Source organism: Mycobacterium sp. 1482292.6 (genome assembly GCF_001672995.1).
Taxonomy (GTDB): Bacteria; Actinomycetota; Actinomycetes; order Mycobacteriales; family Mycobacteriaceae; genus Mycobacterium; species Mycobacterium europaeum_A.
On record NZ_LZKV01000031.1, the window covers coordinates 16752 to 39434 of the forward strand.

Below are 22683 nucleotides of genomic sequence, written 5' to 3' on the forward strand. Positions count from 1 at the left end.
TTTTGGGCCTGCCGCCGACGACGCCGCAAACCGCCACTCATACACTGACCCAGCATGGGCATGCTGTTCGGCCTCGCGCCGTGGATCGTGTATTGGGTACTCGTCGGTAACGTCCCGTTCGCGGCGGCCGTGCTGGTCGCGCTGGCGATCGCCGCCGCCAGCCTGGGCGCCGGCGGCGTGGCCGGCAGGAAGTGGCAATTCTTTGACTTCGCTTCCGTCGCAGTGCTTTTGGTCCTCGCCGCGCTGACCTTCGCGCTCAGTGAGTCATTCCTGCAGCGGTGGATACTGCCGCTGAGCAACGCCGGGATCTTCCTGGTGACGCTGACCGGGGTGCTGGTCGGCAAGCCGTTCGTGGCCGAGTTCGCCGCCGCCGAACAGGCCCCCGACATCATCAAAACCGAGCTGTTCGGCCGGATCGTCAAGATCCTCAGCTGGCTCTGGGTAGCGACGTTCGCCGCGATGACGGTGTCCTCGGCGATCCCGTCGATCCTGGCGGGCCCCGCGGGCCCGGCCGGCACGACCGCCGCCCTGATGCTGGACACGAAGACCCCGCTGTTCTTCCTGTGCTACTGGATCATTCCCTTCGGGCTGCTGGGGCTCACGGCGGTGGCGTCGCGACTGCTGCCCGACCGGATGCTGGTCGGGATCGACGACGTCGCACGGGAAACCTCGTTCGTCGCCTATGACGAAGCCACCATCGACGAGCTTTACTTCCTCGCCCAGGAGCACGCCAATCGAGAGGTGGGCCCGGGCAAGGAGGCCTACGCCGTCAAGGTCGGCGGGATGGGCACCCCGTTGACCGGAGACGAGTCCCGCAAGTCGTGGCCATCGACCTACAAGGTGCGCGACAAGCGGCACTGAACGCCCACCGCGGTTGGGCTACGTTGGTTCTCGGCGGAGCGGCCCCGAACCGACGCACGCGCTCCGCATCCGGTCAAGGGCACCCCATGACGGGTTCTCCGCCGGAGCGGAGAAAGGGAGTCGCGATGAACGCACCCAGCGCGGACGCCATGCGCGCGGAAACCATCACCATCACCGGCCACGGCGGCGACGAGATCGAGGCCTACCAGGCGGTGCCGCTCGCGCAGGGATCGCGGGGTGGCGTCGTGTGGATCCACCACATGCCCGGATACGACCGCGAAACCAAGGAGTTCGTCCGCCGGCTCGCCGTCAGCGGCTACAACGCCGTTGCGCCCAACCTCTACTCGCGGGAGGCCCCGGGTGCCGCGCCCGACGACGCGGCCGCCGCGGCGCGGGCCGCGGGCGGGGTGCCCGACGAACGATTGGTCGGCGACGTCGCGGGCGCGGTGGAGCACCTGCGATCGCTGCCGGGCGCCAACGACAAGTTCGGCGTCATCGGGCACTGTTCGGGCGGACGGCACGCCTACCTGGCCGCCTGCTCACTGCCGTTCGATGCGGCGGTGGACTGCTACGGCGCGTTCATCGTCGAGGACCCGCCCGAGGGCATGCCCAAGGCCATGAAGCCGATCCTTGACCTGGCCGGCAACCTCAGCTGTCCGCTGCTGGGCCTGTTCGGCCTCGACGACCGGTTCCCGGCGCCCGCCGCCGTGGCCACCCTGGACGCCGAACTCTCCAAGCTCCGCAAGCCGCACGAGTTCCACTCCTATGAGGGTGCGGGCCATTCGTTCTTCTCCGTCGACCGTCCGGCGTATCGGCCGGAGGCCGCGGTGGACGGGTGGCGGCGCATCGATGAGTTCTTCGCCACCCACCTGAAAGGCTAGGCGTCTGCCATGTGCACCTATCTCACCGAACACGTCGAGATCGACGGCAGCGGCAAGGGCGCGACGGGATGGTTCGGGGCCAGCCGCGCCACGGTGTACGTCGACCATCCCGTCCACGCGCCCTACGGCCACACGGTCAACATCGACGTGATCAACCCGCAGCTCGGCCCGTCGGCGCGGGTGGCCCTGGAATTGACCGAGGAGAGCGCGCTGGCGCTGGCCGACGCCATCCACAAAGCGATCGGCCACGCACCGGCCGGACTGGCCTCCAAGGATCAGTAGGTCAGCGATGAGCGCCGAACGCGACTACCCCGACATGGCTGCCGCCCGCGGCCGGATCGAACCCGCCCCGCGGCGCGTTCGGGGTTACCTCGGCGATGCGCTGGTCTTCGACACCACCGGCGCCCGGTACGTGTGGGAGGTCCCTTACTACCCGCAGTACTACATCCCGCTCGCCGACGTCCGCACCGAGTTCCTGCGCGACGAAAACCACGCCCAGAAGGTGCAATTCGGCCCGTCTCGGTTGTACTCACTGGTGGGCGCCGGCCAGACGCACGAGTCCGCCGCGCGGGTGTTCGACGCCGACGGCGGCGGCGCGTTGGCCGGTACCGTTCGCTTCGAATGGAACCCGTTGCGCTGGTTCGAAGAAGACGAGCCGATCTACGGTCACCCGCGCAACCCGTACGCACGCGTCGACGCCTTACGCTCGCACCGCCACGTGCGGGTCGAACTCGACGGCATTGCGTTGGCAGACACCACTTCTCCCGTTTTACTGTTCGAAACCGGTTTGCCCACAAGGTATTACATCGATCCGACGGATGTGGCCTTCGAGCACCTGGAACCCAGCGCGACGCAGACACTGTGCCCGTATAAGGGAGTAACGTCGGGCTATTGGTCGGTACGGGTGGGCGACGCCCTGCACGAGGACTTGGCGTGGACCTACCACTATCCGCTGCCGGCGGTGGGGCAGATCGCCGGTCTGATCGCGTTCTACAACGAAAAACTCGACCTCACCGTCGACGGCGCCAGATTGGCTCGCCCGCAGACCCAGTTCAGCTAGTGGCGGCAAGGTGTGATCTTTCCCTCCTCGCCCTTCTAAGCCTGAGAATTCCTTACTAATCCGCCGTAGGCCCGTTCACGTGGGCGGTTAGCGGCCCGGGTGAAATCCGCCGGAAGCGGGTTTGCCTCACTTTCGCTACGGGTAAGCGTCTGCGGTACAGCGTGATTGGAAGTCTGAGCAGAACCTGAGTGCGAACAGTGACGTAGCTAACGTCGAGCATTCCTGACCTGCTTTGCGGCGATGTGCGGCCAGTAGACTACCGAAAACCAGTCTCGTCAGTGCCTTTCGGTGCTGAAAGCCGGTGGATCCGATGGTCGGATCGCCGCGAAACATCTCGGCGGCGTCGACACTCGACCACTAGAGCCGACAACCACAGCAAAGGCGGTATCAAACGTGAACGATGTGAACGGCCCTACAGCCGCGCACCACGAACGAGACGGGCGAGCCTTCGAGGTGGACACCACCTCGGTGATCCGAGTCCCACTGCACAACGGCCCGATCAGCGATATCGACATCAGCCCCGACGGGCGCCGGCTGGTCGTCACGAACTACGGCCGCGACATGGTGTCGGTCGTCGACGCCAAGACCTGCCGCGTCTCGAGCACCGTCACCGGCCTGGCCGAGCCCTTCGCAATCGCGATGAACGGCGCGGACGCCAACTACGCCTACGTCAGCACGGCGACCGCCGGCTATGACGCGATCGAAGTCATCGACGTCGTCACCAACTGGCGCATCGCCACGCACCGGCTCGCGCACAGCGTGAGCGGCCTGACGGTGAGCCCGGACGGCAGGTACCTGTACGCCAGCCGAAACGCGGTTCGCGGCGCCGACGTGACGGTGCTGGACACCACCACCGGTGAGCTCGAGGTGATCGAGCTGGCGGCCGAAACCGGTACCACCACCGAATGCGTGCGGGTCAGCGCCGACGGCCGGCGCCTGTACGTCGGCATGAACGGGCCGACTGGCGGCAGCCTCGCCATGATCGAGACCCGCACGCGCTCCGACAACCGCCGGGTCGGCGGCCGGTCGCGCATCGTCGGCGTCATCGACCTTGGTCTGCCCGTGCGGGACGTGGCGCTGAGCGACGACGGCGCCACGGCGTACGTGGCGAGCTGCGATCCCGTCGCGGGCGCGGTGCTCGACGTGGTCGACACCCGGGCCACCGAGATCGTCGGCACCCACAAGGTGCCCGAGATCACCGGCCCGCTCACCAGGATGACGCTGAGTCGCGACGGCGCGCGCGCCTACCTGGTCAGCGATGACCGCATCACGGTGCTGAGCACCCATCGCCAAGAGGTCGTCGGCGAGGTCAAGGTGTCCCACCACCCGTCCTGCGTGGTGGAAAGCCCCGACGGCGCCCATCTCTACGTCGCCGACTACTCCGGCGTGGTGACCGCGGCGCGCATCGCCTCGCCCACACCGCTGCCGCGCGCCGGCGAGCGGGACCTGTCTATCGCCGGCTGGTTGCCCGAGCTGCCGGAGTGGGAGCCGGTGCTGGCCTAGCATCACCGGGGTCCTGTGCGTCTGTGAATCCTCGGCGCCGAGTGTGAATCCTCGTCGGGGTTTGTCGGCGTGTCGCCGCCCAGCGTTCACACTCAAAGCCTTGGTTGCACGCTCGATCGGGGTCGTTTCGGCCCGGTAGATGCCGCCACTCACCCTGAATTCGGGCTTAGGGTAAGAGGCGGTCGCCGACACGGGCGGTGCTGCGCTGAGAGTAAGGGCGGTAGATCAATGGACGGCACCATGCAGGACTTTCCGTTGACGATCACCGCGATCATGCGGCACGGCTGCACCGTGCACGGGGAACGCACCGTCACCACCTTCACCGGGGACGGATACCGGCGCACGACGTATCGGGAACTGGGTCAGCAGGCCGCGCAACTGGCGAATGGACTACGCCGCCTCGGTATCACCGGTGACCAGCGGGTGGGCACGTTCATGTGGAACAACGCCGAACACCTCACCGCATACCTCGCGTTGCCGTCGATGGGCGCCGTCCTGCACACCCTCAACATTCGCCTGTTCCCCGAGCAGATCGCCTTCGTCGCCAACGAGGCCGAAGACCAAGTGGTGCTGGTCGACGCGTCACTGGTCAAACTGCTCGCGCCCGTGCTGCCAGACCTCGAGACCGTGCACACGGTGATCGTGGTCGGCGACGACACCGAGCCGCTGCAGGGGGCCGGCAAGACCGTGCTGCGCTACACCGACGTCCTTGACGGCGAGCCCACCGAGTTCGACTGGCCGCACATCGACGAGAACTCCGCGGCCGCGATGTGCTACACCAGCGGCACCACCGGCAACCCGAAAGGCGTTGTCTACAGCCACCGTTCGAGCTTCCTGCACACCATGGGCGCGTGTACCACCAATGGCATCGGGGTCGGGGCCACCGACAGCGTGCTGCCCATCGTGCCGATGTTCCACGCGAACGCCTGGGGGCTGCCCTACGCCGCGCTGATGGCCGGTGCCGACCTGGTGTTGCCCGATTGCCACCTGGACCCCCGGTCGCTGGTCCGGATGGTCGAGGACCTGCGGCCCACGGTGACGGGCGCGGTGCCGACCATCTGGAACGCCGTCGCTCATCACCTCGAGGACGACCCCGACCACGACATGTCGTCGCTGCGGTTGGTGGTCTGCGGCGGCTCGGCCGTCCCGGTGTCGCTGATGCGCACCTTCGAGGAAAAACACAACGTGCAGATCCGGCAACTGTGGGGGATGACGGAGACGTCGCCGCTGGCCACCATGGCGTGGCCGCCGCCGGGAACCCCGGAGGACCAGCACTGGGCGTTCCGCGGGACGCAGGGCCAGCCGGTCTGCGGGGTCGAGATGCGCATCGTCGACGACGACGGTCAGGTGCTGCCCAACGACGGCAACGCCGTCGGCGAGGTCGAGGTGCGCGGACCGTGGATCGCCGGCGCCTACTACCTGGGTCGCGACGAGTCGAAGTTCGACTCCGGCTGGCTGCGCACCGGCGACGTCGGCCGCATCGACGAACGCGGCTTCGTCACTCTGACCGACCGCGCCAAGGACGTCATCAAATCCGGCGGCGAATGGATCTCCTCGGTGGAGTTGGAGAACCTCTTGATCGGCCACCCGGATGTGGTCGAGGCCGCGGTGGTCGGGGTTCCCGACGAGCGCTGGGAGGAGCGGCCGCTCGCCGTGATCGTGGCCAAGGACGGCTCCTCGGTGAGCGCCGGACAGCTGCGAAAGTTCCTCGCCGACAAGGTCGTTCGATGGTGGCTGCCCGAGCGGTGGACGTTCGTCGACGAGATTCCGCGCACCAGCGTCGGCAAGTACGACAAGAAGACCATCCGGTCGCGGTACGCCGAAGACGGATACCAGGTGGTCGAGGCCCACGACTGAGCTGAAAGGCGTTACACCGGTGCCAGATTCGCTCGTTGTTGATCAGTCCGTGGTCGCCCCGGTCGCGGTCGCAGACGCATTTCACCGCACGCTGCCCATCGCGCTCCCGACGCTGTTTCACCGCTGGTATGGGCCGTTCCCGCCGATCAAGGAGGTGCGCGAGCAGACCGGCGCCTGGGATGCCGCGGGCCAAACGGGCATCGTGCACCTGGCCGGTGGTGCCCGCATGCGCGAGGAACTGACCAGTGTCGATCCGCCGCGCTCGTTCGGCTACCGGCTCTCGGAGATCACCGGCCCGATGGCGCTGCTGGTCGACCACATCCTCGGCGAATGGGTCTTCGCCCCGGCCCCGGGCGGCACCGAGATCACCTGGCGCTGGGACATCCGCCCGCGCTCGCCGCTGACGGCCCGCGCCCTGCCGGTGCTGGGCGGCCTGTGGAAGGGCTACGCGCGCCGGGCGCTGCGTCACCTGTCGACCTTGCTGACGGCGTGACCCGCGACCGCTAGCGTGGGGAGCCATGTGCCGACTCTTTGGCCTGCACGCCGGGACGCACGCGTGTACCGCGACCTTCTGGCTGCTGGACGCCCCGGACAGCCTGGCCCAGCAGAGCAGGCGGAATCCGGACGGCACCGGGCTGGGCGTCTTCGACGAACACGGCCGGCCGCACCTGTACAAGGAGCCGATAGCGGCCTGGCAAGATGCCACATTCGCGACCGAGGCACACCGGATGACCGGCACGACCGTCATCGCCCATGTCCGATACGCGACCACCGGCTCGCTCGACATCCACAACACCCACCCCTTCCTGCAGGACGGGCGGATCTTCGCGCACAACGGCGTCCTCGAAGGATTAGACATCCTCGACGAGCGGCTGCGTGAGGTCGGCACCGAGGATTTGGTGTTGGGGGACACCGATTCCGAGCGGGTCCTCGCGTTGATCACCGCGTCGATCCGGGCCCGCGACGGCGACATCACCGCCGGCCTCACCGACGCCATGCGATGGCTCGCCGACCACGTTCCCATCTACGCGGTCAACGTGTTGCTGAGCACGGCCACCGACATGTGGGCGCTGCGCTACCCCGAAACCCATCAGCTCTACATTCTGGATCGATCCGACGAGGAGGCGTCGCATGACGCGGAATTCGACTTGTGCACCAAGCGGATTCACGCCCGGTCGGAGCATCTGTGTGAGCGGTCGTCGGTGGTGTTCGCCACCGAGGTGATGGACGACGAGCCACGCTGGCGGCTGCTGCCGGCGGGCGAACTCTTCCATGTCGATGCGGATCTGCACATCCACCGCAGCATGATCCTGCCCGACCCGCCCAAACATCTGCTGCGTCGCGAGGACCTGAGCTCGCCGGTGGAGGAGTCGCAGCACGCCCTGCCGAACACCCGGCAACTGGCCTGATCGGTGCTGGCAAGGTAGACGGCGTGACAACCAAACGCGCGCTGGTGCTGGCCGGTGGGGGAATAGCGGGAATCGCCTGGGAGACAGGTGTTCTGCGGGGCATCGCTGACGAGTCACCCGCGGTGGCCCGGCTGCTGACCGAGTCGGACGTGCTGGTCGGGACCTCGGCGGGCTCGGCGGTCGCCGCGCAGCTGAGCAGCGGCCACACCCTGGCCGAGCTGTTCGACCGCCAGGTCGCCGAGTCGTCGGCCGAGATCGATTCGGGGGTCGACATCGAGGCGATCACCGAACTGTTCCTGACCGCCCTGGGGGAGCCGTACGAGGAATCGCTGGACAGGACCCGCCAACAGATGCAGCGGATCGGGGCCGTCGCGCTGGCGACCAAAACCGTTCCCGCGCCGGTGCGCCGGGACGTGATCGCGCACCGCCTGCCGTCGCACGACTGGCCGGACCGCGACTTGCGGCTCACCGCCATCGACGTCGCCACCGGCGAATTGACCGTGTTCGACCGCGACGCCGGTGTCGACCTGGTCGATGCGGTGGCGGCCAGCTGCGCGGTGCCCGGGGCGTGGCCGCCGGTGACGATCGGCGACCGCCACTACATGGATGGCGGGGTCGCCAGCTCGGTCAACCTCGTGGTGGCCGCCGACTGCGACACGGCGGTGGTGCTGGTGCCCTCCGGCGTCGACGCTCCCTCGCCGTTCGGTGCGGGGCCGGCCGCCGAGGTCTCGGCCTTCCCCGGCGCGGCCTTCGCCGTGTTCGCCGATGCCGATTCGCTGGCCGCGTTCGGGCCCAACGCCTTGGACCCGGACTGCCGCATTCCGTCGGCGGTGGCCGGACGCGAGCAGGGCCGCCGCGAAGCCGCCGCCATCGCCCGCTTCCTGGGCGCGTGAATGCGCTTGGCGCGCAAGGGTATTGAGACCGCTCAGTGCTCGGTCGTGGGCGGGGATTCCGGGTCGTCCTCGACGTCCAGCGCGTCGAGCGCCTCGTTCGCCAGCGCCCGCCCGGCTTCGATGACCTCCACCGCCCGGTGGAATTCCAAGGCCCGGCAGGTCGAGCGCGGGACCTCGATGAGTAGGTCGGGCGGGTAAACCGCCAGGGTGTGACGCGCCAGCGCCGCCTGGGCGATGTCGATGGTCCGGTTCATCACCTCGAAGCTGCCCAGCTTCGGCACGCCGCATCCGGCGCCGGGTAATTCGTCGACCTCGTGGTCGACGTCGTCGTCGGCCGCGGGCCGCTCGTCATCCGGGGCGTCCGCCCAGCCGTCGGCCTCCCCGCTCGGGCCGCCCAGTCTGCTCAGCACGGCCCGCGCCGTCGGCCGATCGAGCAGCGAACGGGCGGCGGCCGTGTCGAGCAGCGCGGAGGTGCTGCGCACCATGCGGGTCAACCACTCGACGGTGGCGCCGGGCTCCGGCTCGCGGTTGCCGATCGCCTCGCTGCCGGACAGGCTCACCGCGATGGTCAAATCGGCGTTGACCGCGGCGAGCGGGGCCATCGGCAGCGGATCCAGGATGCCGCCGTCGGCGAGCAGCCGCCCGTCGACCGCATGGGGGGCTATCACCCCGGGGATGGCGATGGACGCGCGGATCGCCTCGTCGAGGGGGCCGCGCTGAAACCACACCGACTTGCCCGCCAACAGGTCGGTCGCCACCGCGGTATACGGGATGGGCAGGTCCTCGATGGCGACCGGGCCCAGGACGTCGCGCACCGCGTCCAAGATCTTGCCGGCCCGCATCACACCGGCCGCGCTGATGGACGGGTCCAGTAGCCGCAGGATGGTGCGCTGGGTCAGCGACTTCGCCCAGTCGGCGAACTCGTCGAGTCGCCCGGCCGCCTGCAGACCGCCGACCAGGGCGCCCATCGACGAGCCGGAGACGCCCACCACCTCGTAGCCGCGCGCCGCCAGGGCCTCGATCACCCCGATGTGCGCGTAGCCGCGGGCGCCGCCGCTGCCGAGCGCGAGTGCCACCCGGGTCGCTGCTGATCGACGCGGAACTTCGTCAGGCACCCCTCCATTTTGCGCGGGGGCGCGAGGTGACCGGGCGGCCAGGGCAGTTTTTTCAGCCGTGATCCCAATTACGCGGCGGCGCGCACCCCGGGCGCGGCGCTACCCGCATTCGTTGTTGGCGGCCGCCCGCGCGGCGACGATCACGGCCGCCTGCCGGGCCGGGGTCAGCTTCGACCAGGGCGCGTTCCAGCTGCCCGGGGTGCCCGTCGGTGACGCCTGCACCATCGACAGATAGGGCTCGAACAGCGACGCACCGGTCTTGGGCTGGGCGTCCATCCACTGCTGCGCGGCGTGACAGGCCTGGTAGTACTCCTCTTCGGTGGAGTCCGCGGGCACATCGACCCTGGTTGTCACGCCCGAGGGGGACAGGCCGACCGCACCCGGGGGCGCCGAACCGGGGCCCTTGGGGATGCCGGACGGCCGCGCCGACGAGGACGAGGGAGCACCGGTGTGCGCGCCGTGCGAGCACCCCGTGGCCGTCAGGGCCATGCCCACCACGAAGGTCGCCACCACCACCGCGCCCCATCGCCGGGACCGATCACCGCACCAGCGCACGGTCTCAATCTATGCAACACTTGCGGCCGTGATGGAGCGCTTCGGATTTTGCGAGTGTTGTCGGCCGTAACACGCCGCCGCTTGTCCTTTCCGTTTTCGCCCTGGAGCTCCCCTGATGTCTGTTCCCGTAGCCACTGAGGCTGCCGCGCGCCCCCGCACCCTTTCCGCCCCGTCCGCCGGTCCGACCCGGCTTCGCGTGCCCGATCTGCTCTACGCCACCGACCGGGCCGCCGACGATGTGCTCAGCGGGCGCTGCGATCACCTGCTGCCGCCGGGGGGCATACCGCAGTCGCGGCGCTGGTTCACCCGCATCCACGGCGACGAGGAACTCGACGTCTGGCTGATCAGCTGGGTGCCCGGGCAGCCGACCGAACTGCACGACCACGGCGGGTCGCTGGGGGCGTTGACCGTTCTGTCCGGATCGCTCAACGAATATCGTTGGGACGGAAGGGCTTTGCGACGCCGTCGGCTCGACGCCGGCGATCAGGCCGGATTCCCGTTGGGCTGGGTGCACGACGTGGTCTGGGCGCCCCGCCCGGTGTCGGCGCCCGTCGCGCTGCCGAGCGCGGGGGTGCCGGGCGCCGCGCCGGTGCAGCCGACGCTGAGCGTGCACGCGTACTCGCCGCCCCTGACCGCGATGTCGTACTACGAGATCACCGACCGCAAGACGTTGCGCCGCGAACGTACCGAACTGACCGACCAGCCGGAAGGATCGCCATGAGCCGCATCGACGTCGTCCTGAGATCCGCCCGGCGCCGGTTTCGCCGGTTGCCCGCGGTGGAAGTGCCCGACGCGGTGCGCCGCGGCGCGGTGCTGGTCGACATCCGGCCGCAGGCCCAGCGGTTTCGTGAGGGCGAGGTGCCCGGGGCGCTGGTGATCGAACGCAACGTGCTGGAGTGGCGCTGCGATCCCACCAGCGAGGCCAGGCTGCCCGAGGCGGTCGGCGACGACGTCGAATGGGTGATCCTGTGCTCGGAGGGCTACACGTCCAGCCTGGCCGCGGCGGCGCTGCTGGACATCGGCCTGCACCGCGCCACAGACGTCATCGGGGGCTATCACGCGCTGGCCGGCGCCGGCGTGCTAAGCGAGCTGGCGGGGGGCCGGGTCGATCCGGTGTTCGCGGACACCGGCTCGGCCGCCCGCCGCTGGCTCTAGGTCGCCTCGTCAGTCGTTGCTTCGTTGAGGTGGTCAGCAACGGCGACCTTGCGTTGGGAACCTGCCAAAGCCGGGCCCACTAGTTAACTGCAACCCCGACGGGTGATTCGACGCCGGCCGGGGGAACGCATGCGGCCGCGGCAACGGCGGTCATTGCGAGGACGGCCGCAATCAGGATCTTCGCGGTTAGACGTGACATCAGGACTCCGTTCTTCGGCCCCCTGACAGAACTCTAGATGGACCGCGGGCAAATTTCAATCGCGATTGAATTAATGCATCGTGCTGGGGGTGTTCCGTACGGAATCTTCGAGGTCACCGCCGCGTCGCCGGCGCTGGTTCGGTGGCTGTCCGGCAGGCACGGGACCGCATCTTCGCGCGCCGTGGCGGTTATTGCGTCGCCAGGCCGAGCCCCAGCTCATCGGCGGGGGCGGTGAGGAACCGGTGCACTGCTGGCCCCACCAACCCGACCACCTCATCAACGCCGAGCGACGACAGTGGAGGCACACGCATGACGTACCGCAGCATTCCAGTGCCGACGAGGTTGGTCGCGGCCAGCATTGCGCGCAGACGCGCTTCATCGCCACCGCCCAGGGCGCTGGACACCGCCGTGAGCAGATAGTCGTGCAGGAAACCGCGAAATGCATCGTTGGCATCGCTGTTCGACGTCGCCGACTGCACCATCGACACCATGCTCGCGGCCGTATCAGGCTGCTCCCAGATGCCAAGGTAGGCCCGCACTATGCGGCAGCCTAAGTCGTCGTCTTGGCGAGCGATCTCAGTCGTTAGCAAATCAGAGGGCAGCACCAGCTTCATCGACTCGCGGAACAATGCCGCCTTCGAGCCGAAGAGATACAAAACCATCGAAGGGTCTACTCGCGCATCATCTGCAATCGTCCGCAGCGTTGTTTTGTCGTAGCCATGGGCGGCGAACTGCCGCTTGGCCGCGCCAAGCACCGCGTCGCGCGATACCGGCTCGCCTTGGCGTCTACCGCGCCGCTTCTGAACTTCCCCAGGCGGCGACACGCTGCGAACGATATCATTTCAACACTCGTTGAAAAGCGGGCCGGGGCGGGTCGATCCGGTGTTCGCGGACACCGGCTCGGCCGCCCGCCGCTGGCTCTGGGTCGTCTGGCCCTAGGCCGTCTCGTCCGAGTGCAGCAGCGGGCGCAGTTTCGCGGTTTTGTCCGGGGTCCAGCCGGGCGGTGACAGCACGGCGGCCCAGCCGTCGGCGACGTCGGCGACGTAGCGGTGGCCATGGCCGTCGGGGACATCCACCGCCACGGCCATATCGGCCGACACCTGGAGGAAGGTCACGACCGGAATCCAGCGCGTCTGCGGCAGCACGTCATAGCCGCGCGGTTCGTTCAGCCAGTCGGGCTTGCTGAACAACAGGTCGGGCGTCCACCAGGCGATGGGATCCGACGCGTGCTGCAGATACACCACCCGCGGGTGGTCCCACGGCGCGTCGGGACGCGTCAAATTCTTTGCGCGAGCGACGAATCGGACATACCTGCCGTCCTGGTAGATCGGCAACCACTCCGGCGACCCGCCGTCACGGGTCGACGTCAGATCGGTCCAGATGGTGTTCTTGAAGGTCGGCCCGCTGAACAACGCCCCGTCGGTGCGCGCCAGCACGTTGTTCAGGCTCAAGAACGGCGCCTCGCCGCCGAACGATCCCAGGCTCTCGCCGAACACCACGAGCTTGGGTCGCTGGGCTTCGGGCAGCTGGCGGATCAGCTTGTCGACGGCCTCGAACAGGGCCTGCCCGGCGTGCCGGGCGTTCTCCTTGTCCACCAGGAACGAGAGCCAGCTCGGCAGGAACGAGTACTGCATGCTCACGATCGCGGTGTTGCCGTTGTACATGTATTCCAGCGCCGAGGCTTCCGCCTCGTTGATCCAGCCGGTGCCGGTGGTGGTGCCCACCGCGACGACGGCGCGCCGCAGTCCGCCGGTGCGCGCCAACTCCTGTGCCGCGAGCTCGGCGGCGGCCGTAATGCCCTTCGACGAGTCCAATCCGGCATAGGCGCGGATGGGCTCGATGGCCGGTGCACCGTTGAAGGTGGCGAGTTGCTCGACCGTCGGGCCGCCCTCGACGAAGACGCGGCCCTCGCGGCCCAACGACTCCCAGGACACCAGGGACTGCGGGCCACCGGATCGCAGCGGGGTTTTCGGGGGAGCGGTGTCGGGATTCATCTCCTCGTTGGCCGAGGCGAAGGTGTGGTTCATGGTCCGCATGGCGAACTTGAGCACCACGCCGTTGAGCAGGGTGATGGTCAGGACCACCAGCGTGACGACCACGATGGTGGCCGAGAGCCGAAACGGTGCGAACCGGTCAACCTGGTCGACCAAAACCCTGACCAGCCAGCGGGTGAATTGGCCCAGCTCGACCACCGTGAACAGCACCACCACCGACAGCACCCCGGCCAGCGGGTAGTCGTACCACTGAAGATGCGCCACGCCCATCAGGTCGCGCACGTCGTCCTGCCACACGTGGAACCAGATCGCCATGAGGACCTGGCCGACCACGCCGATCGGGATCAGCACCTTCCACGCCCAGCCTGGCGGCGCCGGGCTGTGATCCTTTTCGCGCATGAAGCGCACCAGCCAGACCGCGAACACGCCCAGGCCATAGCCGATGGCGCCGGAGAGCCCGCTGACCAGCCCCTGGAACAGCGGGCCGCGCGGCAGCAGCGACGGTGTGAGCGAAAGCCAAATGAAGACCAAACCCACCGTGGTGCCGGTGAACGTGTAATGCCTTACCCACCAAGGCTTTTCGGTCCACGGTAGGGTGGGCGCGGCGCGACCGAATCGCGGTGCGGCCACCGGTGCCGGCGCGGCGTCCGGCTCGGCTCCCGCGGACTCCTCGACGGCGTCGGCCGGGAGGTGAGCTGCCTCGGTGTTGGTCGCGGAAACCCGTTCGCTCATGTACGCGTCCTAGCGGTGGGTGAAGTTCGGTGGGCGCTTCTCGACGAAGGCCGCCATCCCTTCGGACTGGTCCTGCGTCGCGAACGTCGAGTGAAAGAGTCTGCGCTCGTAGAGAAGTCCTTCGGCCAGGGTCGACTCGAACGCGCGGTTGACGGCCTCCTTGGCCATCCTGGCAGCCGACCGCGACATCTGGGAGATGGTGGTCGCCACGGCCTTGGCCTCGGCCAGCAGGTCGTCGGCCGGCACCACCCGCGACACCAGACCGCTGCGTTCGGCTTCTTCGGCGCCGATGGTGCGGCCGGTCAGGATCAGGTCCATGGCCTTGGCCTTGCCGATGGCGCGGGTCAGCCGCTGGGAGCCGCCCATGCCCGGCAGCACACCGAGTTTGATCTCGGGCTGGCCGAATTTCGCTGTGTCGGCGGCGATCAGCACGTCGCACATCATGGCGAGCTCGCAGCCACCGCCCAGCGCGTGGCCGGCGACCGCGGCGATGGTGGGGGTGCGGACGGCGGCGAGCTTGCTCCACGGGGCGAAGAAATCGGCGCCGAAGGCGTCGGCGAAGGACAGCTCGGCCATCTCCTTGATGTCGGCGCCGGCGGCGAACGCCTTGGCCGAGCCGGTGATGATGATCGCCCCGATACCGGGGTCGGCGTCGAAATCCGCTGCCGCGCTGGTGACCTCGTTCATCACCTGGGTGTTGAGCGCGTTGAGGGCCTTCGGCCGGTTCAGGGTGATGATGCCGACGCGGTCGTCGCGTTCGACGAGGATGGTCTCGTAATCTGCCTCTGTCATCCAAACCGCCTTTCTAGAAACTCAAGTCGTCGTCGACCGGGGTGAAATACGCCTCGACGTCGGCCGCGGTGACCGCGGACAGCTCCGCCGGGGACCACTTCGGGTTGCGATCTTTGTCGATCAGCTGTGCGCGGATGCCCTCCACCAGATCGTGTGAGCGCAGCGACGCCGACGACACCCGATAGTCCTGCACCAGAACGTCTTTGAGCGTTTCGAGGCCGGCCGCGCGCCGCACCGCCTGCAGGGTCACCGACAGCGCTACCGGGGAGCGGGTGGCGATCAGGTCGGCGGCGTCCTCGGCCGGGCCGGCGCCGTGCCCGCGAAGCGCGGCGACGATGTCCGCAACGGTATCGCCGGAGAAGCAATCGTCGATCCAATCACGTTGCGCGGCAAGCTCGCTGGCCGGCGGTTCGACGGTGTACTTGTCGAGTGCGCGCTCGACGCCGTCGGTGATCACCGCGCGGCGGAACGCCTCGACGTCGCCGTGCGGCACGTAGTGGTCGGCGAAGCCCATCGCGATGGCGTCGGCTCCGGAGAACGGCGCCCCGGTCAGCGCGGCGTGCAGGCCCAGACCGCCGGGCGCCCGCGACAGCAGGTAGACCCCGCCGACGTCGGGGATGAAGCCGATGCCGACCTCAGGCATGGCGATCTTGGAGGTGTCGGTGACCACCCGGGTGTTCGCGTGCGCGCTGACGCCCACGCCGCCACCCATCACGATGCCGTCCATCAACGCCACGTAGGGCTTGGCGAACTCGGCGATCTGGGCATTGAGCAGATACTCGTCGCGCCAGAAGCGACGCGCCTCGACCCCGTCCTTGCGCGCGCTGTGATAGATGGACACCACGTCGCCGCCGGCGCACAGCCCGCGTTCACCGGCGCCTGAGAGCACCACCGCGCGCACCGCGTCGTCGTCGGCCCAGTCGGTGAGGACGGCGGTCAGCGCGTCCACCATCTGCTGGTTCAGCGAGTTGATCGCCTTGGGGCGGTTGAGAGTGATCAAGCCGACGCTTCCCTCGACTTCGGTCAGAACCTCATCGGATCCGTCGGTCACGCTTTCGCCTCCCTCAAGCCGGTCCAGCCTCGAGGAAGAAATCTAGATCGTCACGACCGGCGCAGTACCCGCGGGTAAGGGTTATCTTTAACGCGACGACAACGGCGGAGGCTATATAGAGCCGGAAATACACCGGAAAACGCCCAGGTCCGCTGGGAACCAGGGCGCAACGCCGATCGTTGAGATTGTGTTCGCACAGCTCGAAGCCAATTAGAGAGGATCCGACGGTGCGGGAGACAAGCAACCCGGTATTTCGTTCGCTGCCTAAGCAGAGGGGCGGATACGCACAATTCGGCACGGCCGCGCCCCCGATGCAGGGGTATGGGGCCGACCCCTACGCGGCTCCCTACGCGGCCCCGTACCAGGAGGCCAAAGCCTCGCGTCCGCTGACCATCGACGACGTCGTCACCAAGACCGGCATCACGCTGGCCGTGCTGGCGATCTCCGCCGTGGTCTCCTACTTCCTGGTCGCCCGCGACGTGGCGCTGGCCATGCCGCTGGCGCTGATCGGCGGATTGGGCGGCCTGGTCCTGGTGCTGGTCGCCACCTTCGGCCGCAAGCAGGACAACCCGGGCATCGTGCTGAGCTACGCCGTGCTCGAGGGCCTGGTGCTGGGCGCGATCTCGTTCGTCTTCGCCAACTTCTCGGTGTCCAACGCCAACGCCGGGGCGCTGATCGGTGAGGCGGTCCTGGGCACGTTCGGGGTGTTCTTCGGCATGCTCGTCGTCTACAAGACCGGCGCGATCCGGGTGACGCCCAAGTTCACCCGCATGCTGGTTGCCGCGATGTTCGGCGTGCTGGCCCTGATGCTCGGCAACTTCGTGTTGGCGATGTTCCACGTCAACGGCGGCACCGGCCTGGGCCTGCGCAGCGGCGGCACGGTGGCCATCATCTTCTCGCTGGTGTGCATCGCGATCGCGGCGTTCAGCTTCCTGATCGACTTCGATGCGGCCGACCAGATGGTCCGCGCCGGCGCGCCGGACAAGGCGGCATGGGGTATCGCCCTGGGCCTGACCGTGACGCTGGTGTGGCTGTACATCGAGATCCTGCGTCTGCTGAGTTATCTGCAGAACGACTAGCTCTCGTCAACGAAAAGACCGGCACGCCCCCTTGGCGTGCCGGTCTTTTCGTGTTGGAGCGCTTTCGCGTGCAGTGCCGCCGTTGAGTGTGCAGCGGCGGCGTTGAGTGTGAAGCGGCGGCGGGGTTACTCGGCGTGTCGTCGCCGAGGTTTCACACTCACCGCCCAGGTTTCACACTCACCGCGCCGGGCGCCCAGTTGACGAGCAGCGGCCTAGCTCAGCCGCTCGATCACCATCGCCATGCCCTGGCCGCCGCCGACGCACATGGTCTCCAGGCCGAACGTCTTGTCGTGCGTCTGCAGGTTGTTGAGCAGCGTGGTGGTGATGCGTGCGCCGGTCATGCCGAACGGGTGGCCCAGCGCGATCGCCCCACCGGACACGTTCAGCTTGTCCTCGTCGATGCCCAGCTCACGCGCCGAACCCAGCACCTGGACGGCGAACGCCTCGTTGATCTCGAACAGGTCGATGTCGCTGACCGACATGTTGGCGCGCGCCAGCGCCTTCTTGGTCGCCTCGATCGGGCCCAGGCCCATGATTTCCGGGGACAGGCCGCTGACCCCGGTGGACACGATGCGCGCGAGCGGCGTCAGGCCGAGTTCCTTGGCCTTGGTGTCGCTGGTGATCACCACCGCGGCGGCGCCGTCGTTGAGCGGGCACGCGTTGCCGGCGGTCACCGTGCCGTTGGGCCGGAACACGGGCTTGAGCTGGCTGATCTTCTCGTAGGTGGTGCCGGGGCGTGGGCCGTCGTCGACGCTCACCGTGGTGCCGTCGGGCAGGGTCACCGGGGTGATCTCCCGCTCGAAGAACCCGCTCTTGATCGCTTCCTCGGCGCGGTTCTGGCTGCGCACACCCCAGTGGTCCTGGTCTTCGCGGCTGATGCCGGTCAGCAGGGCGACGTTTTCGGCCGTCTGCCCCATCGCGATGTACACGTCGGGCACGTTGCCGTCGGCGCGTGGGTCGTGCCACTCGTCGGCGCCCTCGGCCGCGGCGGCCGACCGCTCCTGGGCCTCGCCGAACAGCGAGTTCTTGGTGTCCGGCCAGGAGTCGGCGCTGCCCTTGGCGAAGCGGGAGACGGTCTCCACCCCGGCGGAGATGAACGCGTCGCCCTCACCGGCCTTGATCGCGTGGAAGGCCATCCGGGAGGTCTGCAGCGACGACGAGCAGTACCGGTTGACGGTGGTGCCCGGCAGGAAGTCGTAGCCGAGTTCGACGGCGATGACCCGCGCCAGGTTGTATCCGGATTCGCCGGCGGGCTGGCCGCAGCCCAGGATCAGGTCATCGATCTGGTGGGGGTTCAGTGCGGGCACCTTGTCGAGTGCGGCGCGCACGATCTGGACGGTCAGGTCGTCGGGGCGCATGTTGACCAGCGACCCCTTCATCGCGCGGCCGATCGGCGAGCGAGCGGTTGAGACAATGACGGCTTCAGGCATGGTTATTCCCTTCAGGTCCCAGATCCCACAGATGGGGCTGGCTCGCTTGGCACCGGGTGGTGGGTCCGCTCCGACCGGCGACAACAAATCTAGTCGCTGCCGACCTCGGGGCACGAAGACGGGGCAGGTCCGGGCGCCGGACGCCGCCACAGCCGCGACATGACACTGCTGCGGGTGTGCCGCTGACCGAGCACCGGCGCCGCCGCGGGCACCGGCGGGCTCAGCGGCGGAAGCTCCACCTTCTCGCCCAGCGCGTCGCAGAGGGCGAGCAGCAGCGCGTCGGCCGCCAGCGCATAGGCGGGTGCCGAGGGGTGATAGCCGTCGGCGGAGAACATGGCCTCGGGTGTCGCGCGGAATTGCGGGGCCATCAGCTGCGCCAACGGCACCGGCACGCCGCCGGCCGACCGGACCGCCGCGGTCTGGGCGCGGGCCAGCTGCAGGCAGCGCTCGTGCGCCAGCGACCGCAGCGGCTGCGGAATGGCGCTGATGAATCCGAGGTCCGGGCAGGTGCCGACGATCACCACGGCGCCGCGGGCGCGCAGCTTGCGGACGGTCAGTGCCAGCCGCTGCGCCGACTGGCTGATGCCGTTGAGCGCAGTCACGTCGTTGGCGCCGACCATGATCACCGCGATGTCCGGCGGCGGGCCGGCCACGAACATGGCGTCGACCTGCCCGCACACGCCCTTGGAGGTGGCCCCGACAATCGCCTTGGTGCTCAACCGGATTCGTTTGCCGGTCTGCTCGGCCAGGCCCCGGGCGATCCGCACCCCGGGCACTTCGTCGGCGCTCATGCAGCCGTATCCCGCGGCGGTCGAGTCACCGAAGATCATCAGGTGCGAGTCGACCGCCATGCCGCGGTGCCACCGCTGGACCGGCCCGCCGCCGCGCTCGTACACGCCGTCCGCGCGGGGCGGGATGTCCCAGGACTTCGGAATGATCGTGCGCGCATGAGTGGCCTGGCCGACCAACAGACTGCGTGCCCCCAGGTAGGCGGTTCCTGTTGAGGCCAGCGCGCCCGCTGTGGCCAGGGCGATCGCCGAACGGCGTGGCACCCGCATGGTCACGCAATCGATTTTAGAGCGGCTTCGACGTTCGCGCGGGCGGCTGGAAAACGAACTGATCACGGTGCGAAGCAAAACCGGTATCAAATCAGCAATGTCCTACGTTGCACTAAGCAACCGCTGTCAAGCTGAAGACAAGGGATGGCTGAGCGCCTTGGCAAACGGCTGAACCAGACGCTCGGTCGCCTCGTCACATGCTGTATCGCACTACAACGGCGTAGGAAGTGTTGAGCATGACCGCACCTAGCAAGGAATCGGGGTCGTCGGCAAATACCGCTCGGCCACATGACGTCCTCAAGGCCCGCCGAGCGCAGGCGCGCAAGTTCGCGATCAGCGACGGCGCGCCGGTCGAGGTCCTGGAGTCCGGGCCCAGCGTGGCCGCGCGACTTGCCAACCTCACCTCACGGCTGACCATCCGGCCGATCCTGTCCGTCGGCAGTCACGTCCCCAACCTGCCATGGCCCTGGGGTCTCATCGACCTCACGGCCCGGGTGCTGATCCCCGCGTCGGCCACCGTCCGCGAGACCATCAAGCTGCCCCACGCCTCGGCGCAGCTGGTCCGCGCGCCCGGGGTGCTGCCCGCCGACGGCAGCCGCCGCGTGATCGTCTACCTGCACGGCGGCGCGTTTCTGACCTGTGGTGCCAACTCCCACGGCCGGCTCGTCGAAGCCCTGTCGAAGTTCGCCGACTCGCCCATCCTGGTGGTCAATTACCGTCTGCTGCCGAAGAATTCGGTGGGGATGGCGCTGGACGACTGCCACGACGCCTACCGCTGGCTGCGGCGGCGCGGATACCAGCCCGACCAGATCGTGCTGGCCGGTGACTCCGCCGGCGGCTACCTCGCGCTCACGCTGGCCCAGCGCCTGCAGGAGGAGGGCGAGGATCCCGCGGCGCTGGTGGCGATCTCGCCCCTGCTGCAGCTGGCCAAGGAACCCAAGCAGGCCCACCCCAACATCGAGACCGATGCCATGTTCACGGCCGGGGCGTTCGATGCGCTCGCCGAGCTGGTGGCGACGGCGGCCGGGAAGAACATCGTCGACGGCAAGCCCGAAGAGGTCTACGAGCCGCTCGACCACATCAAGCCGGGCCTGCCGCGCACGCTGATTCACGTGTCGGGCTCCGAGGTGCTGCTGCACGACGCGCGGCTGGCGGCGAGCCGGCTCGCCGCGGTGGGCGTGCCGGCCGAGGTGCGGGTGTGGCCCGGACAGGTCCACGACTTCCAACTGGCCGCGCCGATGGTGCCCGAGGCCGTGCGCTCGCTGCGCCAGATCGGCGACTACATTCGCGAGGCCACGGAGTAGACGCCGCACAGCGGTTGTGCGCCGCGCGAATCCGCCTGAGACGATGAATGCATGCGGATCGCTCAGCACATCAGTGACCTCATCGGCGGCACACCGCTGGTGCGGCTGAACTCCGTCGTCCCTGACGGCGCCGGCATCGTGGCGGCCAAGGTCGAATACCTCAATCCCGGTGGCAGCTCGAAGGACCGAATCGCGGTCAAGATGATCGACGCCGCCGAAGCCAGCGGACAGCTGCGACCGGGCGGCACCATCGTCGAACCCACCTCGGGCAACACCGGCGTCGGGCTGGCCCTCGTCGCCCAGCACCGCGGCTACAAGTGCGTGTTCGTCTGCCCCGATAAGGTCAGCGAGGACAAGCGCAACGTCCTGATGGCCTACGGCGCCGAGGTCGTCGTGTGCCCCACCGCCGTACCGCCCGACCACCCGGACAGCTACTACAGCGTCTCCGACCGGCTGGTCACCGAGATCGACGGCGCGTGGAAGCCCGACCAGTACGCCAACCCGGAAGGCCCGGCCAGCCACTACGCAACCACCGGCCCGGAGATCTGGGCCGACACCGACGGCAAGGTCACCCACTTCGTCGCCGGCATCGGCACCGGCGGGACGATCACCGGCGCCGGCCGCTACCTCAAAGAGGTGTCCGGCGGCGCGGTGCGCATCATCGGCGCCGACCCCGAAGGGTCGGTGTATTCCGGCGGCACCGGCCGGCCCTACCTGGTGGAGGGCGTCGGTGAGGACTTCTGGCCGCAGGCGTACGACCGGACGGTGCCCGACGAGATCATCGCGGTGTCCGACTCCGACTCGTTCGACATGACCCGGCGGCTGGCCCGCGAGGAAGCGATGCTGGTCGGCGGGTCGTGCGGCATGGCGGTGGTCGCCGCGCTCAAGGTCGCCGAGCAGGCCGGGCCCGACTCGATCGTGGTGGTGTTGCTGCCCGACGGCGGGCGGGGCTACATGTCCAAGATCTTCAACGACGCGTGGATGTCGTCGTACGGCTTCCTGCGTAGCCGCCTGGACGGGTCCACCGAGGAGGCCAGGGTCGGCGACGTGCTGCGGGGCAAATCCGGCGCCCTGCCCGACCTGGTGCACACCCACCCGTCCGAGACGGTGCGCGACGCCATCGGCATCCTGCGCGAGTACGGGGTGTCCCAGATGCCGGTCGTGGGGGCCGAGCCGCCGGTGATGGCGGGCGAGGTGGCCGGCAGCGTCTCCGAACGCGAACTGCTGTCCGCGGTCTTCGAGGGGCGGGCGAAACTGGCCGACGCGGTGTCGCTGCACATGAGCCCCCCGTTGCCGATGATCGGCGCCGGCGAACTGGTCAGCGCGGCCGGCAAGGCGCTGCGCGATTGGGACGCGTTGATGGTGGTCGAGGAGGGCAAACCGGTCGGGGTGATCACCCGGTATGACTTGCTGGGTTTCCTCTCCGACGGGCCGCGGGGGCTGTCCGGGCGCCGCTAGCCTTCGATGCCGCGCGTGGCCGTCGGCGCGCGCCGCGCGTCTCGCCCGGCCGCGAGCCGCTCGGGTACTGTTTCCGCTGTCCCAGCCAGGGGCCCAGCTGACCCGGAGTGGAAGGTTGCCCATGACAGATCAACCGCCCGGCGGCGCTTACCCGCCGCCTCCCTCGTCGCCCGGGTCTGCGGGTGGGCAGCAACCGCCATCGGGTGGGCAGGAGAATCCGCCTACGCCGCCTCCGCCGCCGCCATCCGGCGGCGCGTCCTATCCGCCACCCCCGCCGCCGCCCGGCGGGCGCGACAT

At 68.7% G+C, this 22683-nt stretch carries 22 protein-coding genes and 1 pseudogene; 15 read left to right on the forward strand and 8 right to left on the reverse strand.

Going from position 1 to position 22683, the window contains the following annotated elements; translation table 11 throughout:
• Positions 1-54 precede the first annotated feature (54 nt).
• From A5624_RS01755 to A5624_RS01795, 9 genes are all read left to right on the forward strand, one after another.
• Complete coding sequence (locus A5624_RS01755; RefSeq protein WP_066860558.1) at positions 55-861, forward strand: hypothetical protein; 807 nt, start codon at positions 55-57, stop codon at positions 859-861.
• Positions 862-986: 125 nt separating this feature from the next.
• Positions 987-1742 carry a dienelactone hydrolase family protein gene (locus tag A5624_RS01760; protein ID WP_066860561.1) on the forward strand — a complete coding sequence of 252 codons (756 nt, stop codon included), beginning with the start codon at positions 987-989 and terminating at the stop codon, positions 1740-1742.
• Between the two features lie 9 nt (positions 1743-1751).
• Entirely contained in the window at positions 1752-2024 is a 273-nt protein-coding gene (locus A5624_RS01765; protein ID WP_066860564.1) for a DUF6295 family protein, read from the forward strand.
• 7 nt (positions 2025-2031) lie between these two features.
• On the forward strand, positions 2032-2802 hold the full coding sequence (locus A5624_RS01770; RefSeq protein ID WP_066860567.1) for a DUF427 domain-containing protein: 771 nt from the start codon (positions 2032-2034) through the stop codon (positions 2800-2802).
• A 393-nt stretch (positions 2803-3195) separates the two neighbouring features.
• The gene (locus A5624_RS01775) at positions 3196-4305 is read left to right on the forward strand and encodes a WD40 repeat domain-containing protein (protein ID WP_066860570.1); all 1110 of its coding nucleotides are present in this window, start codon (positions 3196-3198) and stop codon (positions 4303-4305) included.
• A gap of 228 nt (positions 4306-4533) precedes the next feature.
• Positions 4534-6162 (forward strand): fatty acid--CoA ligase, encoded by a 1629-nt coding sequence (locus A5624_RS01780; RefSeq protein ID WP_066860573.1) that lies wholly within the window; start codon positions 4534-4536, stop codon positions 6160-6162.
• A gap of 19 nt (positions 6163-6181) precedes the next feature.
• Positions 6182-6655, forward strand: a complete 474-nt coding sequence (locus tag A5624_RS01785) for an SRPBCC family protein (RefSeq protein ID WP_066860576.1) — start codon at positions 6182-6184, stop codon at positions 6653-6655.
• Between the two features lie 25 nt (positions 6656-6680).
• Positions 6681-7571 (forward strand): class II glutamine amidotransferase, encoded by an 891-nt coding sequence (locus A5624_RS01790; RefSeq protein ID WP_066860579.1) that lies wholly within the window; start codon positions 6681-6683, stop codon positions 7569-7571.
• Between the two features lie 23 nt (positions 7572-7594).
• Positions 7595-8464, forward strand: coding sequence for a patatin-like phospholipase family protein (locus A5624_RS01795; RefSeq protein ID WP_066860582.1), 870 nt, complete (start codon positions 7595-7597; stop codon positions 8462-8464).
• A gap of 32 nt (positions 8465-8496) precedes the next feature.
• Here the strand turns inward: A5624_RS01795 and A5624_RS01800 are convergent, their stop codons facing one another.
• Together A5624_RS01800 and A5624_RS01805 are read right to left on the reverse strand one after the other, a co-directional pair.
• Positions 8497-9579: a patatin-like phospholipase family protein gene (locus tag A5624_RS01800; protein WP_197518896.1), complete on the reverse strand. Its 1083-nt coding sequence runs from the start codon at positions 9577-9579 to the stop codon at positions 8497-8499.
• 99 nt (positions 9580-9678) lie between these two features.
• On the reverse strand, positions 9679-10068 hold the full coding sequence (locus A5624_RS01805) for a lipoprotein LpqV (RefSeq protein WP_197518897.1): 390 nt from the start codon (positions 10066-10068) through the stop codon (positions 9679-9681).
• A gap of 181 nt (positions 10069-10249) precedes the next feature.
• On the opposite strand from A5624_RS01805, the gene A5624_RS01810 reads away from it, so the two are divergent.
• A complete protein-coding gene (locus A5624_RS01810) occupies positions 10250-10855 on the forward strand; it encodes a cysteine dioxygenase (RefSeq protein WP_066860586.1) in 606 nt (201 codons plus the stop codon).
• Positions 10852-11289 (forward strand): rhodanese-like domain-containing protein, encoded by a 438-nt coding sequence (locus A5624_RS01815; protein WP_066860588.1) that lies wholly within the window; start codon positions 10852-10854, stop codon positions 11287-11289. Before A5624_RS01810 ends, A5624_RS01815 begins: the two co-directional genes overlap by 4 nt.
• A gap of 387 nt (positions 11290-11676) precedes the next feature.
• Here A5624_RS01815 and A5624_RS01820 read toward each other — a convergent pair whose 3' ends face one another.
• The 4 genes from A5624_RS01820 to A5624_RS01835 form a co-directional block, all read right to left on the reverse strand.
• Positions 11677-12312: a TetR family transcriptional regulator gene (locus A5624_RS01820; protein WP_066860591.1), complete on the reverse strand. Its 636-nt coding sequence runs from the start codon at positions 12310-12312 to the stop codon at positions 11677-11679.
• Positions 12313-12423: 111 nt separating this feature from the next.
• Positions 12424-14214 (reverse strand): alpha/beta-hydrolase family protein, encoded by a 1791-nt coding sequence (locus A5624_RS01825; protein ID WP_066860594.1) that lies wholly within the window; start codon positions 14212-14214, stop codon positions 12424-12426.
• A gap of 9 nt (positions 14215-14223) precedes the next feature.
• The gene (locus A5624_RS01830; RefSeq protein ID WP_066860597.1) at positions 14224-15006 is read right to left on the reverse strand and encodes an enoyl-CoA hydratase; all 783 of its coding nucleotides are present in this window, start codon (positions 15004-15006) and stop codon (positions 14224-14226) included.
• A gap of 13 nt (positions 15007-15019) precedes the next feature.
• The gene (locus A5624_RS01835) at positions 15020-16057 is read right to left on the reverse strand and encodes an enoyl-CoA hydratase/isomerase family protein (RefSeq protein ID WP_066860600.1); all 1038 of its coding nucleotides are present in this window, start codon (positions 16055-16057) and stop codon (positions 15020-15022) included.
• Positions 16058-16284: 227 nt separating this feature from the next.
• On the opposite strand from A5624_RS01835, the gene A5624_RS01840 reads away from it, so the two are divergent.
• The gene (locus A5624_RS01840) at positions 16285-17136 is read left to right on the forward strand and encodes a Bax inhibitor-1/YccA family protein (RefSeq protein ID WP_066860603.1); all 852 of its coding nucleotides are present in this window, start codon (positions 16285-16287) and stop codon (positions 17134-17136) included.
• Between the two features lie 212 nt (positions 17137-17348).
• On the opposite strand, the gene A5624_RS01845 is transcribed toward A5624_RS01840, so the two are convergent.
• Together A5624_RS01845 and A5624_RS01850 are read right to left on the reverse strand one after the other, a co-directional pair.
• Complete coding sequence (locus A5624_RS01845) at positions 17349-18566, reverse strand: acetyl-CoA C-acetyltransferase (RefSeq protein ID WP_066860606.1); 1218 nt, start codon at positions 18564-18566, stop codon at positions 17349-17351.
• Between the two features lie 89 nt (positions 18567-18655).
• Positions 18656-19618 carry an SGNH/GDSL hydrolase family protein gene (locus A5624_RS01850; RefSeq protein ID WP_156748747.1) on the reverse strand — a complete coding sequence of 321 codons (963 nt, stop codon included), beginning with the start codon at positions 19616-19618 and terminating at the stop codon, positions 18656-18658.
• Between the two features lie 242 nt (positions 19619-19860).
• On the opposite strand from A5624_RS01850, the gene A5624_RS01855 reads away from it, so the two are divergent.
• The 3 genes and pseudogenes from A5624_RS01855 to A5624_RS28830 all read left to right on the forward strand — a co-directional run.
• Entirely contained in the window at positions 19861-20928 is a 1068-nt protein-coding gene (locus tag A5624_RS01855) for an alpha/beta hydrolase fold domain-containing protein (RefSeq protein ID WP_066860612.1), read from the forward strand.
• A 51-nt stretch (positions 20929-20979) separates the two neighbouring features.
• Entirely contained in the window at positions 20980-22386 is a 1407-nt protein-coding gene (locus A5624_RS01860) for a cystathionine beta-synthase (protein WP_066860615.1), read from the forward strand.
• 121 nt (positions 22387-22507) lie between these two features.
• Positions 22508-22683 (forward strand): annotated as a pseudogene (locus A5624_RS28830) (RDD family protein); the annotation flags it as partial.